Below are 17482 nucleotides of genomic sequence, written 5' to 3'. Positions count from 1 at the left end.
AATTAAAAATCATCATCTAAGTCAAAATCTTCGTCATCTAAAAGCCGATCCTCAGCTTTATCAATGTCATTCATGACTTTTTGAAAAAAACGCAATTTCCGCACAGTATCCCGAGCATCCGCCCAATCTTCATCAGCATAATCAATTTTAAACTCACGCACCAAACCATCGATCCATTGTTGGACTTCGTTTTTAAGCGAGTACAATTCTTCAACGTTTTGCGCTTCATCTAATTGCTCACGAATTTCTAAAGCAGATTGTAGAAACTCAAAATCATTAATGGATTGATCTAAATGATGATCTTGCTTTTGCAAAGAGAGGAGATAGGCAGCACGACTGTCGACATTAGATAAGACTTTATAAGCTTGATTAATCTCACTTGATTTAATCAAAGCGTGGTCTTTATCTTCGGCTTTATCTGGATGATATTGTTGCTGCAAGTTTAAAAAATTTGATTTTAATGTTGCTAAATCAATATCGAGTGCTTCTGGGAGATCGAACAGCTCAAAATGACTCATGGGAAAAGTTCATCCACGATTGGGTTTTGTATAAAATAGCAGAATTAAATGTGATTAAAACAGTGTAGAACACTGTTTTAATGCATATTAAAGATCAATGTTCGCTTAAACGGTAAAAGATTCACCACAACCACATTCACCTTTTTTATTTGGGTTATTGAATTCAAAGCCTTCATTCAGACCATTTTTTACATAGTCCATTTCCATGCCATCCAAATACACCAAACTTTTAGGGTCTACAAAAACTTTTACACCAAACTGTTCAAAGATTTGATCATGTGTATCAATGTCATCGACAAACTCAAGCACATAAGCCAAGCCAGAACAGCCTGAAGTTTTCACGCCCAGACGAATACCTTCACCCTTACCGCGATTTTTTAAATAATTGCTGATATGAGTTGCTGCATTTTCAGTTAAATGGATCATGAAAACTCCGTTAATTTATTTTCTGTGAATAAAACAGAAATTAAGCTTTAGATTTTTTGCTGCGATAATCTTCAACAGCCGCTTTGATCGCATCTTCTGCAAGTACAGAGCAGTGAACTTTCACTGGCGGAAGTGCAAGCTCATTGGCAATATCAATGTTTTTGATCGCTTGTGCTTCGTCTAAAGTTTTACCTTTCAACCATTCAGTGACCAGTGAACTAGATGCAATTGCTGAACCACAACCATAAGTTTTGAAACGTGCTTCTTCAATGACACCATTGTCATTTACTTGAATTTGAAGACGCATAACGTCACCACAAGCAGGCGCACCGACCATACCTGTACCCACGTTTTCAGCATTTTTATCTAACACACCAACATTACGAGGGTTTTCGTAATGATCAATTACTTTTTCACTATAAGCCATGATGCTTCTCCAAACCTCGGGGTCAGCGTTGATAATATATAATATTGAGGCATCTTTTTGATTATCAACATGATCTATTCAAAAAGTGCCTTAATAATATCTGGAATTAATGTTCAGCCCATTCAACTGAATTTAGGTCGATACCTTCTTTATACATGTCCCAAAGAGGTGAAAGGGCACGTAATTTTTCAACCGCAGCTTTGGTGATTTGAATCACATGGTCAATATCTTCTTCAGTGGTATAGTGACCAAAACTGAAACGAATTGAACTATGTGCAAGCTCATCAGATAGACCCAAAGCACGTAATACATAAGACGGTTCTAATGTTGCAGATGTACATGCTGAACCAGAAGATACCGCAGCATCTTTGAGTGCCATCATTAACGACTCACCTTCAACAAAGTTGAAGCTGACATTTAAGTAGTTGGCAACGTTATGCTCTGGATGACCGTTTAAGAACACTTGTTCAAGGTCTTGTAAACCATTCCAAAGTTTGTCACGAAGAATGCGTAAGCGTGCTTGTTCAGCGTGTAAGTTTTTACCTGCAAGTTCAAACGCTTCACCCATACCTACGATTTGATGCGTTGCCAATGTACCAGAACGCATACCACGTTCATGACCACCACCATGCATTTGTGCTTTGATACGAACACGCGGGCTACGGCGTACAAATAAAGCCCCAATTCCTTTAGGACCATAAACTTTGTGACCTGAGAAACTCATCAAATCAACTTTCATGGTACTTAAGTCAATTTCCACTTTACCAGCAGCTTGTGCAGCATCTACATGGAAATAAGTTTTGTTGGCGCGTGTAAGCTCACCAATGGCAGCAACGTCAGTAACAGTCCCGATTTCGTTGTTAACCATCATGAGTGAAACAAGAATAGTATCTGGACGAAGTGCTGCTTGAACCATTTCAGGTGTAATTAAACCTGTACGTTCTTCAGGCTCAAGATAAGTAATTTCAAAGCCTTCTTCTTCAAGCTCACGACAGGTATCTAAAATTGCTTTGTGTTCAATTTTAGAAGTAATGATATGTTTGCCTTTAGACGCATAGAACTGAGCCACACCTTTAAGTGCTAGGTTGTCTGATTCAGTTGCACCAGATGTCCACACGATTTCACGTGGATCTGCCTTAATGAGGTTAGCGACTTGTTCACGTGCATATTCAACTTTTTCTTCTGCTTGCCATCCGTAAGCATGTGAACGTGATGCTGCATTCCCAAAGATACCATCAAAGGTTAAGCATTCCATCATACGTTCAGCAACTTGAGGGTCGACAGGAGTAGTTGCTGCATAGTCAAGATAAATAGGACGTTTCATGTCAAATACCTGTAGCCGATAGAAGGGCTGAATCTAAACTTGGAGCATTTTGGCGGAGTGCAACTGTTTGAACATTGTCACGCGCAACAAGATCGGCAAGCGTAATTTTAGCTAAATAATCGGCAATATGATGGGAGAGTTCTTGCCATAAATCGTGTGTTAAACACATTGCACCGTTTTGACAGTTACCTTTATGGTCACAACGTGTTGCGTCAACAGTTTCATTTACGGCTTCAATAATTTCTAACACTGTTATTTCTTCAGCATTGCGCGCTAGGAGATACCCACCGTTGGCTCCACGAACACTAGAAACTAGACCATGACGTTTAAGTTTGGCAAAGAGTTGCTCAAGATAAGCGACTGAGATAGTTTGGCGAGCTGCAATTTCAGCAAGCGTGATCGTTTGTTCAGTTGGCTGCAAAGCTAGATCAAGTAGAGCAGTCACTGCGTAGCGACCGCGAGTAGTTAGGCGCATGATTCGATACACATGTTATTAGACTAGATAAGATGATTCTATGAATCCTGACTAAAATAGTCAAGTATTTTTAGGAATAATTCAGACTAAAATAGTAAGGTATTTTTTAAACTGCTTTTTATTTTGTAAATTTCCTATTATTTATCAGGAAAATATTTGCCATAAATTATACACAATTAACGTAATAAATAGAACAAAAATCACAGACAAAATGATATTGGTGGTTTTTTGTTTTTGCTCCATACGACGGATACGATTTTGATATTGCTTTACTTCAACTTGTAAGCTGTTGATTTTAGAACGTTGCTGATCGATTTTCTCTAAAAGTGGTGCAATCCTTTTGCGTGAACCTACACCTGACTCATCATTTTCTGGATTTGTAAGCCATTGTTTCCAGTCAGAAAGTAATTTAGGTACTGTAAATGGTAAAATTAGATCTCGAAATTGTTCTTTTAGAACTTCGTCACCCTCAATACGCATTTTTTTCATGCTACGGCGGTTGGCAAAGGCAAAGATTTGGATCAAGTCCAAGACTGTACTACTCACAGTCAAATCCACAGGCTTTTCTGGTTCTTTTAAGTCAAATAAAATGCCTTTGTCTGTAAATTGGATGTAAAAGTCAACATAGGGAATATAACTATTCATTTTGATCGTGATTTGCTTTGCAACAAAATGTTTAGCTTGCAAGCGAACAACACGGTCGTGTTTTAATACAAATGAATAAAATGTTTCCAAAATAATCATTAGAGTATTAAGCAACAAACGACTTTGACCCTGTTTTTGTTGCGATTCGCTCATAAAAAATTCCTATAATCCAAACAGAATATCCGATCCCGTGTAATATCTATGGAGAACTAGCTCACATTTAAATAAAGTATTACTTTGCTTTGTAGAACAGTTTTACAAAAGGTTCAAGTGATTTATTTGTTATTATAACGATATTTCGCATTTTAATGATTATATTGTATAGAAAATATACAGGAGAGAAGTGGAATGGATGTAGAGAGCCAAATATCAAAGGATGATCTTAGAGCGCAAGCAAAAAAAGAAAAAACACATATAAGAACCAAATCTTCACGAAAGTCTTCTCTTGATTTTAGAAAATATACCAAACAAATTTGGTTGGCAGGCTTAGGTGCTTTTTCTCGTGCAGAAGAAGAAGGTAATAAGTTATTTGATTCTTTAGTAAAAGTGGGTGAAGAGCTTGAGTCTAAAAGTGTAGAGGTCGATGATACTGAGGTTGAACAACCAACTCAAAAAGTGGTTGAGAAAACCAAAGAAACAGTTGCAGAAACCAAAGAAAAGTTTGAAAAGACATTAGATGTGCATGTCAATCATTCATTAAATCGAATTGGTTTGGTCACAGCCAAAGATATACAGCATTTGGAAGCTTTAATTTTACAGCTACACCAAAAGCTTGATGGGGTGATAGAAGAAAATAAAAATCTATCAGAACAACTGCAAAAAATAGTCAACACATCGCTTGAATAAGCTAATTTTTCATTTTTTAGTGCTTATTTTTAAGAAAAGCGATGGTGTAGTCTTGCGTTTTCCCCCTAAGCATTGCTATAAAGTCAGCATGGCCTTTCAAACCACAACCTTGAATCTTAAACGAACGATATAAGAGGATGTAATCTTCATGAATAAATCAGAATTAATTGACGCGATTGCAGAAAAAGGGGGATTGTCTAAGACTGATGCTGGTAAAGCATTAGATGCGACTATTGCTTCAATTGGTGAAGCGTTAAAAGGCGGAGACACTGTAACTTTAGTTGGTTTTGGTACTTTCAGCGTGAAAGAACGTGCAGCACGTACAGGTCGTAATCCTAAAACTGGTGAAGAACTTCAAATTAAAGCAAGTAAAGTACCTAGTTTTAAAGCAGGTAAAGGACTTAAAGATTCAGTTGCATAATCTTAAAAAAGTTCTAAACGCGCCTTTAGGGCGCGTTTTTTATGGAATAAAGCAATTAATTCAACTTAGCGCATTCATTCATATACGAATATCAGTTAAACTCCCTAGCAAATAAAATATTGGAAGATTTATGGAATCGTTTCGTAAACTCATAAGAGGCTGGCTCGGAAAAGTCCTACTGGTTTTATTTTTAACTCCATTGGCATTGGTTGGTATTGAAGGTTATTTCAGTGGGGGAAATAAAGCAGACGTAGCGAAGACTGTAAATGGTCAAGACATTTCCAATAAAGATTTAGAAGCACAAACCAAGGGTCTGAAAGATCAATATTTGAAAATGGTCAATGGTGATGAATCGTTATTGAATAATGCATTTATTAAAAATGCAGCTTTGGACAGCCTCATTGCACGTGCTTTGTTGGTTCAGCAAGCTGAAAAATTAGGCATTTCTTTAAGTGATGGTCAAATTGAGCAAATGTTGGCGCAGCAACCAAGTTTTCAAGAAAATGGTAAATTTTCTCAGCCATTATATGAAAACTATTTGCGTTCAGTAGGGATTACCAGTTCAGCTTTGATTGCGAATCTTCGTCAAGACCACGCATTACAAATGTTAATGGGCACATTTACCAATAACGCTTTAGTAAGTAAAGTAGACTTAGAGTTGATTGCTAACTTACAAACTGAGCAACGTAATCTTTATTTAGCAAGTGTAAAACTTGATGAATATAAGCAAAACGTCAAAGTCAGTAATCAAGAAATAGCAGATTATTATAATAAACATCAAAATAAATTTAAGCAGGTTGCCTCTGTTGATGTCGATTATGTTGTCCTTACGCCAGCGATGTTGCCGCAAGCAAGTAAAGAAGTTTCGGCAGTTGAGTTGGAAAAAGCTTATGCAGCATTTGTAGATAAACAAAAACAGAATGCTAAACGTGAAGTTAAGCATATCTTAATCACCACAGATAACCGTAATGCGCAACAAGCAGAAAAGTTAGCCAATGATGTTTATGCAAAAATCAAAGCAGGTATGACATTTGCTCAAGCTGCTGCACAGTATTCTGAAGATGATTCATCAAAAGCCAATGGTGGTGTGATTGAATATACTGAAGGGGTATTTGACAGTAGTTTTGACAATGCTGTGAAATCAGCAAAAAATGCTGAAATTACTCGCCCTGTAAAAACGCAATATGGTTATCATCTGATTGAAGTACAGAGTGCTGTTGGAGAGATCCCAACATTTGAAGCGAAAAAAGCAGAATTGACTGAAGATGTGCTGAAGTCTAAGTCAGCGAATTTATTTGCTGATACTGTAAATAGCTTGAACGAACAAGTTGTTAGCAATGATGCTTTAGACATTATTCCAAGTGAAGTAAAAACTGCAAAAATCGAATCTGTTAAAGGTATTACAGTTGCAACAACCAATCCTGTATTGGCTGATCCAAGTGTCAAAGCAAAAATCTTTAGCGATGATGTAAAAAATGGTGATCGTAATGTGTCGAGCAGCATTCAGTTAAAAGATGGTAATACCATTTGGGTAAAAGTGCGTGATTACCATGCAGCAGGGGTTCAACCTCTAGCGCAAGCAACTGCACGTGTCAAAGCACAATTGATCCAAGACAAAGCAGCAGCTGCGGCAAAAGCAAAAATTGCAGCGATGCTGGAGGACTTTAAGAAACTTCCTGCACAACAAGTGTTAGCGAAGCATCCATTTAGCTTTGAATCAGCAGGAATGTTTACACGTTCTCAAGGTTTAAAACGTGAAATCGAACGTGCTGCATTCAGTGTTCCAGCACCTAAAGCGGGTATGTGGTCAGTAACTACAACATCGTTACCTGATGAAATGGTGGTTGTGGGTGTTGCTGAAGTGAAAAAAGCACCTGTTGATAGCTTAGATCCAGCACAAGCACAAGAGTTAACTCAGTTATATCAAAGAATGCGTGGTCAACAATTGTTGGATGATTACACGCAATACTTAAAAGCCAATGCAAAAATTAAGTAATTGGATTTGATAAGAGTAAAACCTCAGTTTAGACTGGGGTTTTTTCTGCTTTAAAGAAAATACCTAATAAAAATAGCGACTGTCTTAGATTTAGGTCAGGGAAATGTAGTAAATAAAATATAAGAATTCTAAAAAATTAAAGCACCCAAATGGATGCTTTAAAATGAATGATAAAGGGTTAGAAGAATTTAGACATTGAAACGGAAATGTAGAACATCGCCATCTTGTACCACATAAGTTTTACCTTCTAAGCGCCATTTACCCGCTTCTTTTGCACCATTTTCACCGTTATATTGGATGAAGTCATCATAAGCCACACATTCAGCACGGATAAAACCTTTTTCAAAGTCAGTGTGAATCACGCCTGCGGCTTGTGGTGCAGTTGCACCCACTTTAACAGTCCAAGCGCGAACTTCTTGAACACCCGCAGTAAAGTAAGTTTGTAGACCAAGTAATGCATAACCTGCACGAATCACTACATTTAAACCTGGTTCTTCCATTCCCAAAGCTTCTAAGAACTCAGCACGATCTTCATCTTCAAGAAGTGAAATTTCTGCTTCGATTTGGTTGCAAAGAGGAACAACGATGGCATTTTCTTCAGCAGCTAATTTTTTAACAGCTTCTAAATGTGGATTATTTTCAAAACCATCTTCTGCAACGTTGGCAATATACATCGTCGGTTTTAAAGTCATTAAACCAAAACCACGCACCAGTTTACGCTCATCATCATCAAGGTCTGCAGCACGTGCAGGCTTGCCTTCATCAAGTAAAGGTAAGATTTTGTCTAAAACAGCTTTGGTTGCAACCGCTTCTTTGTCGCCACCTTTTGCTGATTTTGCTAAACGAGTAACTGCTTTAGTGACTGTTTCTAAGTCAGCAAGTGCAAGTTCAGTATTAATAGTTGCAATATCATCTAATGGATCAATTTTACCATTTACATGGATAACATTTTCATCTTCGAAACAACGTACGACATGTGCAATCGCATCTGTTTCACGAATGTTTGCAAGGAACTGGTTACCTAAGCCTTCACCTTTAGACGCACCTGCAACTAAACCAGCAATGTCAACGAACTCCATTGTGGTTGGAATGACACGTTGTGGTTTTACGATGGCTGTTAATTTGTCTAAACGTGGATCAGGTACAGGTACGATACCTGTGTTTGGTTCAATTGTACAAAATGGAAAGTTTTCTGCAGCAATAGCAGCTTTTGTCAATGCATTGAAAAGTGTAGATTTACCAACGTTCGGCAAGCCGACAATACCGCAATTAAAACCCATGAAATGACTCACACAGTGTTATCTAAAAATTGTGGATGATTTTACATGAAAGCCATGACAAAGTCAGGTCTTAGACTTAAGATAAAAGAAATGAATAAGTTTTAATGAAATAAAATTATGAGCCGAATCATTGCAGCGAAAAGAACTTATGAATTGGATGGGCAATTTGATTTAGAAATAATAATATTTAAAGCGAAGCCTGATCAAGATGATTATCGAGCTGAGTTTCAAATCATTGGTTTCGCCAATGTAATAGAAAGTTATGCAATGGGAATTGATGAAGTCCAGGCTTTGTTCTTAGCTTTTCAAAAAGTTGCTACGATTCTATATTGTTCAAAAGAATATGAAGATAAACGTCTGACTTGGTTGGGGACTTACGATTTGGATTTACCTTATGTTGAAGGTCTTCGTGATTTAGTTGTACAGCATTCTATTTAAAAATATTAGATTTATAAAAATTTAAGCAAATCCAACAAATCAGTCGCATGCACATCATTATCAGCACATGGTGAGACATCTTTAATTTGAGATGAACCAAATTCTAAAGGTCTTTCGATATAAGCGGTCAGTAAACCACATGAGCGTGCAGCAGCTAAGTCATCATGATGTGCAGCGACCATTAAGACTTGATCAGGTTTAACATTTAAAAGTTCAGCTACGCCTAAGTAAGTTTTCGTTGAGGGTTTGTATGCGTTAAAGTTTTCGGCTGAAAAAATATAATCCCATGGTAACTTCGCATTTTTCGCCATATCCACCAATAAACGGATATTTCCATTAGAGAGAGTACAAATAATATATTTTTCTTTGAGCTGTTTTAATGCTGAAACTGAATCTTGCCATGGTTGTAGTCGATGCCAGACGTGATTGAGATGAATAAGCTGTAGTTCAGTTAGTCTATGTAGATCATATCGAATGATTAATTCATCTAAAATGATACGATGCAGCTCATCAATTGATGTCCAAGGTAATTCACCTGAAAGTACTCTATCCATTGCAGGGCGGTAACCCGCTCGCCAATCTAATGCAAATTGATTAGCATCAATCTCTAAATTCATTGCATCGAATTCTTTTACAATCGAGGAATGCCAGTCGACAACCGTACCAAAAACATCAAAAGCAAGTACTTGGATGTGATTGAGCTTTGACATGATTTATTCCACTATTTTTTATTATTCAGAATTATTCTTATAATTTATTTTGCTGCATTTAAATAGAGTACAGGGCATTTCATTTCAATCTGTTCATTATTTTTCAACAAAATCATTGCTCATCCGATATTTGCATGGGTTGTGAGATGAGCAACTAAAAATCAAATTTTTCTCTTATCCAACTGGCTTGCCAAACTGTCCCCAAAAGCTTGCACCAGCATGACTAATGCAACTAAGACGACAATCACCGCAAGCATGATCTGCATATCAAAACGTTGATAACCATAACGATAAGCGATATCGCCTAAACCCCCAGCACCAATTGCACCTGCAATCGCTGAGGAGTTAATCATAGTCACGATTGTGACCGTAAAACCTGCCACAATTCCCGGTAAGGCTTCAGGAAGTAATACATGCCAAATGATCTGTTTACGGTTACAGCCCATTGCCTGAGCTGCTTCAATCAAGCCTTGATCAACTTCACGTAAACTCACTTCGGCAATACGCGCAAAGAATGGTGTTGCTGCTAGGGTAAGCGGTACAACGGCAGCCCATACGCCATAACTGGTGCCAACAATCCAACGGGTTAAAGGAATCAATGCGACCATTAAAATTAAAAATGGTACAGAACGTGTGATATTAATAACCGTCCCCAAACCATGATTAATTTTTTTCGATGGGTGAATGCCTTGTTCAGAGGTATTTACTAAAATTACCGCCAAAGGTAAACCAATTAAAAATGCAATCACCGCAGATACACCGACCATGATCAATGTATCAATTGTTCCTGTAAGTAATAAATCAATGAGTTGGTCTTGCATAGCCAAGTACCTCTATTTGTGCAATGTGCTGTTTCAGTTGTTCTTGTAAATGTTGTAGATCAAAATCTATTTGTGTTGTTCCAACCACTAAAGTCCCAATCAAATGCCCCTGAATATTATCAATGTGGCTTTGATACAAATGCACTGAACCCTGAAACGCTTGAAAAATTTGGGTTAAATCGGGAGAGTGTTTTGGATCGGTTTCATAACGTAGCTTTAAAATGGTATGCGTTGAATCTGTCCGCAACTCTGGACTCACGTGAAACGGTAAATCAAGTTGTTCTAAGTTCAGCAACTCTTGGGTGATCTTTTGTTGTGGTTGAGAAAATACCGACCAAACTTGCCCCGATTCAACGATTTCACCATGTTCAATCACCACAACTTGGTCACAAATTTCACGAATGACCTGCATTTCATGAGTGATTAAAACAATGGTAATGCCTAATTCACGATTAATTTTTTTTAATAAGCTTAATACAATCGAGGTGCTTTCTGGATCAAGTGCGGAAGTTGCTTCATCACACAGTAAAATTTCAGGTTGATGTACTAAAGCACGCGCAATCCCTACACGTTGTTTTTGACCACCCGATAACTGTGCTGGATAATTTTGAGCTTTATTCTCTAGCCCGACCAATGCCAAAACTGCATTGACCCGTGTTTCTATCTCTGGTTTAGCAATACCTGAAATCTTTAAGGGGAGTGCCACATTCTCCCAAACTGTTTTAGCGGACATTAAATTAAAATGTTGGAAAATCATGCCAATTTTTTGACGGATTTGAATGAGTTCTGCATGATTGAGTTCAGCTAAATCCTGTTGGTGAATGTGAATACTTCCTTCAGAAATTTTTTCCAAACCATTTAAAGTCCGAATCAGTGAAGATTTACCTGCACCACTTTTACCAATAATGCCGAAAATTTTTCCTTGCGGAATATCTAAGTTGATGTGTTTAAGTGCATGTATGTGTTGATCTTTACCATCATAAAACTTATTCAGATTACGAATTTTGATATGTGGGACTGAAAAATCAACTTGTGAACCGAAACTAACCATTTTTTATTCTCCTTATTTCCAACCTTCAAACCACATACCTTTGCCAAAATCTCGATCTAAAATCTCTCGTACTTGGGGTGAGTTTTGGAAAGCATGAATGAATTTGGCTAACTTTTGATTTTTGTCCTGATAATCACGACGTGTCACAAAAAGAATGGCGTATTTTTTATCAATAGGGTCTAAAAATAAGGCGCTGTGCGGATCTGCTTTTTTCGCCATATTTAAGTAATGTGGAAAGCCAAAAATTAAATCCGCATCATCATAAGCAAGCGCAGTTTGTGGACCTTCTACTTCTAAAAATTTCAATTGTTTGGGATTTGATACGATATCTTGTAATGTTGAAAGTTCATTATTGATATCTTTGATTTGAATCAATCCTGCACGGTGTAACAAAATCAAAGCACGTGCAGAGTTTACAGGATCACTTGGAATCACGACACGGGCATTTTGCGGCAAGGCATCCAAAGATTGATATTTTTTTGAATATAAACCGACATGGCTACCGCTGCCTGTGCCAAAGGCATGTAAGTCATAATGCGTTTGTTGAATCGCATTTTTTAAAAATACACTTTGTTGGAAAAAATTTGCATCAATATCTCGGTTTTGTACCGCAACATTGGGCGCTTGCCAGTCCGAAAACTCAACCAATTTGACTTGGATTCCATCTTTTTCGACTTCTTTCGCAACAGCTTGTAGTAACTCTGCATAGGGTGGGCTGATGCCAATACTTAATACCTCACCTTGCTGTTGGTTTTTCACATAGCGATAGCCCAATAATGCCAATATCACCAGAACAGCAATCAATCCGATCATAACATTCTTATTTTTAAGTTTGGAAATCTGAGACATGTTGTACTTCCTTATTTCCAACCTGCAAACCATAAATTTTCACCAATATCATCATTCAGTGCTTTTTTAACTTGGGCAGAAGTTTGATAAATTTTGATAAATTCTTTAAGTTGCTGTGCTTTTTCAGGATGCTTTTGTTCATAATCATCTGTGACTACAAATAAAATCGCATAACGTGTATTGGTATTGTCATCCAATAGCAAAGCCTTATTGGGATCAATGGTTTTCGCTAAACGTAAATACAATGGATAACTAAACACAAGATCAGCATCATCTACCGCACGTGCAGTTTGAGGTCCTTCTACTTCAATGAACTGAAATTTCTTTGGATTTGCGGTAATGTCCTGCAAGTTTGATAAATGGTTGTCAGGATTTTTCAAACTAATCAGTTTGGCTTGCTGTAACAGTAAAAGGGCACGTCCTTGATTGACAGGATCATTTGGAATAACCACACGTGCTTGTTCAGGTACAGCGTCTAAGCTGTTGTATTTTTTAGAATACAAACCTACATGGGTGGCAACACCTGTGGCAATTGGCTTTAGTTTAAAATCAGTTTCTTTAAGCGCATTATTTAAAAATGGCTGATGTTGGAAATAATTGGCATCAATATCACCATGATTGAGAGTGATATTGGGCGTATTCCAATCCGAAAACTCTACCAATTTAACATTTATGCCTTTTTGTTTGGCTTCATCTACTGCAACCTGTAAAGGTTTGGCAAAAGGAGGGCTAATGCCAATCGTGATTTCTGCTGAGCCTGATTTTTTATGTTGGTTCCAATAAATAAGTCCTGCAATTACGGCAATAATAACAATGCCAAGAATAATGAATTTATTCTTTGACGCATTGTTGGTGGCTGAATTGGTTTGAGTCATGTTTAACCCCTTAAAATTTAATTTTTACCTTAAAATAATGATCAAGAGATTCCTTCTCTTGCGCCATATATGGCTCAGGGAGAAGGCTAGGATGAGGGGCTCTTAAGAATCCTCTCCCTCTTGCGCTACGCTCATTCTTTTAAGCGCTTTGTTCATCTGCTGTTTCTTTCACGATGTTGTGTTTATCTTTATTGTTATGACATCGGAACTGTGAAGCAGGATGTTGTGAATTTAAATAGTCGCCTTGATTGAAAATTTTGTTGCGTAAAGAGCCTTGTGTATATTGGGTTTTAAATCTGCCACGTTGCTGTAATTCAGGAATGACCAAACGAATAAAATCATGATGTGATTCAGGAGCTACGGTGCGTGTTAGGTTAAACCCATCAATACCAGTGTCATCTAACAGTTGAATTAGTTTTTCAGCAACAGTGCTGCCACTTCCAACAAATAACGGATAACGTCCCCCTAATAAATGCTGAGCTTTCAGATCATTGGGTGTGATTTGTTGGTCTTTAAATTTATTATTTACCGACACAATACTATTGGTAGATTGATAGGGAATCACCTCATCATCTGCATATTGCGATAAATCAATACCTATTGAACTTGAGAAATGCGCAAGTCCTGCTTCTGGATTGGCATAACTGGCATATTCCTCTAATTTCTGTTGTGCCAATTGATCGGTTTCTGCTGTAACAACGGTAATCCCGACAAATATTTTAATATCTTCAGGATTACGTCCTTGTTGTTTTGTCAGTTCACGGATTTTATCTACTTGTTGTTTGATCTTATCCGCTTGATCACCGCCAATAAATACACATTCTGCATGTTGAGTAGAAAATGCTAAACCACGTGCTGAAGCACCCGCTTGGAAAAGTAGAGGTGTACGTTGTGGTGAAGGTGAAACTTGAAACACTCCTTGGCTTTGATAAAAGTGTCCTTCATGATTGATCTGGTGTACTTTTTTCGGATCAGTGAAGATGCGTTTTTGCTTGTCTTTTTGTATGGCATCATTTTCCCAAGAGCCTTCCCAAAATTTATAACAAAGTGTCAAAAACTCATCAGCTTGTTCATAGCGTAGGTCATGGTCTTTAAGACCTTTTTGTCCAATTAAACGCTCAGCGCTGTCTAGATAACCTGTAACAATGTTCCAGCCAATTCGTCCCTGCGTAAGATGATCTAAGCTGCCAAAACGTCGTGCAAACTGATAAGGCGTTTCGTAGCTTAAATTTACGGTAATACCAAAGCCTAAGTTTTTAGTCACGGCTGCCATCGCAGAAACCAAAGTCGTAGGGTCATGACTGGGTAGTTGGATGGATTCTTTTAAAGTTAAATCAATGCCATTTTGATAGACATCATAAACGCCTGTGATATCTGCGATAAAAAGACCATCAAATAAACCGTGTTCTAAAGTTTGGGCAAGTGTTGTCCAATAGCTCAGCTCATTGAAACGATGGGATTCATCTCGTGGATGAGTCCAGAGTCCATGATTGATGTGACCGACACAGTTCATATCAAAAGCATTGAGTAAAATTTGCTTTTTATGGATACTTTTGTCTGTATTTTGAAATGTATTTGTCATTACAATGTCCCTCTACGTGGAGGGAGAGTATGATTTAAGACATAATTCCCAATAAAATAATATTTCCAACGTGCAGCATCATGTAAAGTGTGTACACGTGCATTACGCCAATGTCGATCTAAACCATCTATGCGTTGACTGCCTCGACTACCTGCTAATTCAATCAATTTAGATGAGGCTTTTAGTGCGGTTTCGGTGCTATGTGCCCGTACTTTTGCAACATCAATAGATGCTTTGGCAATATTTTTGGCATTTGGTTGTGGTTTTGCTAAATCAATGCTTTGCGCTGCTTGTTTGAGTAATGCTTCACTTGCTCGCACATTCGCTGCAATTCGACCAATCTCATAAATGGTTAATGGGTCTTGGTCAGCATGCTCAACATTGGCATCAATCCAAGCACGTGCTTGTTTAACACGCTGTAAGGTTTCTTCAAATGCTGAACGGGCGATTCCAACCTCGATCGATGCATGCATAATCTGTGCAAAAGGACCGACTAAGCTAGGATTTTCAAATGCTGTGTCAAAAGGAATCACATCCTCAGCAGCCACAAACACTTGATCAAATTTGACAGTGCCACTGCCTGTAGTTTTTTGTCCAAAGCCTGTCCAATCATCAATGCGTTGTAAACCTTGTGCATCGGATGGAATAAAAGCTAAGAACTCTCGATTGTTTTCATCACGCACAAGTGTTGGAATACGATGAGCAAACAAACTGCCTGTGCAATAGAATTTTTCACCATTTACGTAATAGCCTTGTTCTTCAGTATTGGCAACGCTAATTAAAGTCTGTTTTTGTGCCGCTGTTTTGGTTTTAAACTCAGCTAATGCATTACCAAAACGTGCGCCACCTAAAACTTCTGCATATAATTTTTGTTTTTGTGATTCGCTGCCTGTATTACGCAAAACCTCTAAAGCATAAAAGTGGTTTTGGGGAATTTGTCCAATAGAACCATCTGCGCCACTGAAAAGCGCAATAATTTTTGCGACTGTATGGCTTGAAACTTCAGCCCCGCCATATTGCTTTGGAATTGTGATTGCCCATAAACCTGATTGGCTGAATAACTCGATTTCTTCAAAAGGTAAGATCCGTTCAGCATCTCGTAAAACTGCATTTTGTTTAAACTGTTGGCTTAATTGTTGCGCGATTTCTAGTGCTTCTGCATCAGAGCGAATGATATGTGCTTGCGCAGAATTTTTAGCTGTACTATTTAAAGTCTTATGAATATCTTGATATGTTGTCATGAGTATTTCCCTGAATAGAATAAAGTTTTAAATCCACGCATGTCTTTGGTTTTGTGCACCATTTAAATAAAAGTTTCCAATGGCGAAATATTTCCAGCGTACAGGGTCATGCAAGGTATGTACTCGCGCATTGCGCCAATGTTGGTCTAAATTATGAGTCGCTAAACTCGAACGACTACCGCCTAATTCCAGTAATTTTTCAGATATGTGTAAAGCAGCATCGTTTGCATACACTTTGGCTTCAGCCACAATAATGGATGCTTTGCTGGCTTGTTCTGCATGAACAATGTCTTGCGCCTCTAATTGATCTAAATATTCAGCCGCTTCATCCAATAATAAGATTGCAGCATCTAGTAAAATATTGAGCTTTCCGACTTCTTGTAAGGTATATGCTTCTAAACTGGCTTTTTCGACATTGGCATCAACGATTGGACGAGCTTTATGAATGCTGGCTAAGGTATCTGCAAAAGCAGCTTCTGCGATACCGACATCGATTGCAACTTGTAATAGTTGTGAATATGCGCCACGAAATTTGCTAGGCTCAGACAATGCTTGCTCATCCATGATCAGTGCAGGATCAACTACAACATTGTTTAATTTAACCGTACCGCTTGCTGTATTACGTTGCCCAAAACCATCCCAATCATTCAGGATTTCAACACCTTGAGTTTTGGCATCCACAATCACCAATACCGTTTTACCTGTTGGATCAAGCGCACGTATCGCTAACCAGTCTGCAAAAGTCGATCCGGTAGAATAAAATTTTTCGCCATTTAAAATATATTGCTCATCAACATAGCTTAATTGCGTGGTGATGGTTTTGGTGTCTTTGCTATAACGTTCAGGTCCACCATTGGCAAGGCGTTTACCTTTTAAAATTTCGCTATAAATAAATTGTTTTTGTGATTCACTGGCGATACTTTCAATTGCATTGAGTAAACCAAATTGATTTTGTGGAATTTGCCCAACACTGGCATCGGCTTTGGATAAAATACGAAAAACCTGTGCTAAGGTTTTATGGGAGACTTGAGCACCACCATATTGTTTGGCGATACGAATCGCCCCTAAGCCTTTTTGGCTAAATTGTTCAATTACATCAACAGGCAAAATCCCTTGTTGATCACGCTGATTACGTTCCACTAAAGCAAAGTCAGCAATTTGATACGCAGCATTAAGCGCTTGCTGATCATTTTCAATAAGTTGTACTCGCTGTTCAAAATTTAAGTTAGACATATTGATATCCTTTAGTTGATATCGAAACGCTAAGCAAAAAAGCATGAAAAATTAAACGAAGTATTGTGATGTACTTATCTCAATAAGTTTTAAATAAAAAACCTGCAAAAATAATCAAATTTTTGAATAAATTAATGTTTTGAAAAATAAGGAAAAATTAATAATTAAATGAATTTTTAATAAGATAAACGAGTTTAATATTCCATAAAAGAATAAAGATTGAATAAAGAGATATAAATTTTAGTACTTAGATTTGAATATTTGACTGATTTTTTGAACAAAAAGTACATTGTAATTTAACAATTGAGTCGCTAAAGTAAATGC

The 17482-nt window shown here is 37.6% G+C and carries 19 protein-coding genes; 4 read left to right on the top strand and 15 right to left on the bottom strand.

Going from position 1 to position 17482, the window contains the following annotated elements; translation table 11 throughout:
* Positions 1-2: 2 nt before the first annotated feature.
* The 6 genes from hscB to HUS24_RS04750 form a co-directional block, all read right to left on the bottom strand.
* Positions 3-518, bottom strand: coding sequence for a Fe-S protein assembly co-chaperone HscB (hscB, locus tag HUS24_RS04775; protein WP_173910939.1), 516 nt, complete (start codon positions 516-518; stop codon positions 3-5).
* Positions 519-623: 105 nt separating this feature from the next.
* Positions 624-944, bottom strand: a complete 321-nt coding sequence (iscA, locus tag HUS24_RS04770) for an iron-sulfur cluster assembly protein IscA (RefSeq protein ID WP_065993954.1) — start codon at positions 942-944, stop codon at positions 624-626.
* A 40-nt stretch (positions 945-984) separates the two neighbouring features.
* Complete coding sequence (gene iscU, locus HUS24_RS04765; RefSeq protein WP_173910938.1) at positions 985-1371, bottom strand: Fe-S cluster assembly scaffold IscU; 387 nt, start codon at positions 1369-1371, stop codon at positions 985-987.
* A gap of 106 nt (positions 1372-1477) precedes the next feature.
* Complete coding sequence (locus tag HUS24_RS04760) at positions 1478-2695, bottom strand: IscS subfamily cysteine desulfurase (RefSeq protein WP_173910937.1); 1218 nt, start codon at positions 2693-2695, stop codon at positions 1478-1480.
* 1 nt (position 2696) lies between these two features.
* Entirely contained in the window at positions 2697-3170 is a 474-nt protein-coding gene (locus HUS24_RS04755) for an Rrf2 family transcriptional regulator (protein WP_173910936.1), read from the bottom strand.
* A 144-nt stretch (positions 3171-3314) separates the two neighbouring features.
* Positions 3315-3968: a hypothetical protein gene (locus tag HUS24_RS04750; protein WP_173910935.1), complete on the bottom strand. Its 654-nt coding sequence runs from the start codon at positions 3966-3968 to the stop codon at positions 3315-3317.
* Positions 3969-4163: 195 nt separating this feature from the next.
* Here HUS24_RS04750 and HUS24_RS04745 point away from each other — a divergent pair, with 195 nt between their 5' ends.
* The 3 genes from HUS24_RS04745 (at position 4164) to HUS24_RS04735 (ending at position 7078) form a co-directional block, all read left to right on the top strand.
* Positions 4164-4661, top strand: coding sequence for a phasin family protein (locus tag HUS24_RS04745; protein WP_173910934.1), 498 nt, complete (start codon positions 4164-4166; stop codon positions 4659-4661).
* Positions 4662-4809: 148 nt separating this feature from the next.
* Positions 4810-5082, top strand: coding sequence for an HU family DNA-binding protein (locus HUS24_RS04740; RefSeq protein ID WP_065993948.1), 273 nt, complete (start codon positions 4810-4812; stop codon positions 5080-5082).
* Between the two features lie 130 nt (positions 5083-5212).
* Positions 5213-7078: a SurA N-terminal domain-containing protein gene (locus HUS24_RS04735; RefSeq protein WP_173910933.1), complete on the top strand. Its 1866-nt coding sequence runs from the start codon at positions 5213-5215 to the stop codon at positions 7076-7078.
* A 188-nt stretch (positions 7079-7266) separates the two neighbouring features.
* Here HUS24_RS04735 and ychF read toward each other — a convergent pair whose 3' ends face one another.
* On the bottom strand, positions 7267-8358 hold the full coding sequence (gene ychF / locus HUS24_RS04730; RefSeq protein ID WP_173910932.1) for a redox-regulated ATPase YchF: 1092 nt from the start codon (positions 8356-8358) through the stop codon (positions 7267-7269).
* Between the two features lie 117 nt (positions 8359-8475).
* Between ychF and HUS24_RS04725 the strand changes: the two genes are divergently transcribed.
* Positions 8476-8796, top strand: coding sequence for a hypothetical protein (locus tag HUS24_RS04725; protein ID WP_173910931.1), 321 nt, complete (start codon positions 8476-8478; stop codon positions 8794-8796).
* A gap of 11 nt (positions 8797-8807) precedes the next feature.
* On the opposite strand, the gene HUS24_RS04720 is transcribed toward HUS24_RS04725, so the two are convergent.
* The 8 genes from HUS24_RS04720 to HUS24_RS04685 all read right to left on the bottom strand — a co-directional run bounded on the left by HUS24_RS04720 (position 8808) and on the right by HUS24_RS04685 (position 17158).
* The gene (locus tag HUS24_RS04720; RefSeq protein WP_173910929.1) at positions 8808-9506 is read right to left on the bottom strand and encodes a haloacid dehalogenase type II; all 699 of its coding nucleotides are present in this window, start codon (positions 9504-9506) and stop codon (positions 8808-8810) included.
* A 161-nt stretch (positions 9507-9667) separates the two neighbouring features.
* Positions 9668-10327 carry a methionine ABC transporter permease gene (locus tag HUS24_RS04715; protein ID WP_173910927.1) on the bottom strand — a complete coding sequence of 220 codons (660 nt, stop codon included), beginning with the start codon at positions 10325-10327 and terminating at the stop codon, positions 9668-9670.
* Entirely contained in the window at positions 10308-11378 is a 1071-nt protein-coding gene (locus tag HUS24_RS04710; protein WP_173910925.1) for a methionine ABC transporter ATP-binding protein, read from the bottom strand. The genes HUS24_RS04715 and HUS24_RS04710 overlap by 20 nt, the downstream gene beginning before the upstream one ends.
* Before the next feature lie 12 nt (positions 11379-11390).
* Complete coding sequence (locus HUS24_RS04705) at positions 11391-12227, bottom strand: MetQ/NlpA family ABC transporter substrate-binding protein (protein WP_173910923.1); 837 nt, start codon at positions 12225-12227, stop codon at positions 11391-11393.
* Positions 12228-12238: 11 nt separating this feature from the next.
* The gene (locus HUS24_RS04700; protein ID WP_173910921.1) at positions 12239-13102 is read right to left on the bottom strand and encodes a MetQ/NlpA family ABC transporter substrate-binding protein; all 864 of its coding nucleotides are present in this window, start codon (positions 13100-13102) and stop codon (positions 12239-12241) included.
* A 139-nt stretch (positions 13103-13241) separates the two neighbouring features.
* Entirely contained in the window at positions 13242-14684 is a 1443-nt protein-coding gene (locus HUS24_RS04695; protein WP_173910919.1) for an LLM class flavin-dependent oxidoreductase, read from the bottom strand.
* Positions 14684-15925 (bottom strand): SfnB family sulfur acquisition oxidoreductase, encoded by a 1242-nt coding sequence (locus tag HUS24_RS04690; protein WP_173910917.1) that lies wholly within the window; start codon positions 15923-15925, stop codon positions 14684-14686. Before HUS24_RS04690 ends, HUS24_RS04695 begins: the two co-directional genes overlap by 1 nt.
* A gap of 27 nt (positions 15926-15952) precedes the next feature.
* Positions 15953-17158: an SfnB family sulfur acquisition oxidoreductase gene (locus HUS24_RS04685; RefSeq protein WP_173910915.1), complete on the bottom strand. Its 1206-nt coding sequence runs from the start codon at positions 17156-17158 to the stop codon at positions 15953-15955.
* Positions 17159-17482 lie beyond the last annotated feature (324 nt).

Source organism: Acinetobacter sp. Marseille-Q1618, from assembly GCF_902809855.1.
In the GTDB taxonomy this organism is placed as follows: domain Bacteria; phylum Pseudomonadota; class Gammaproteobacteria; order Pseudomonadales; family Moraxellaceae; genus Acinetobacter.
Note: the sequence above shows the minus strand (reverse complement) of the source record. Positions and strands in the feature narration are given on the sequence as shown.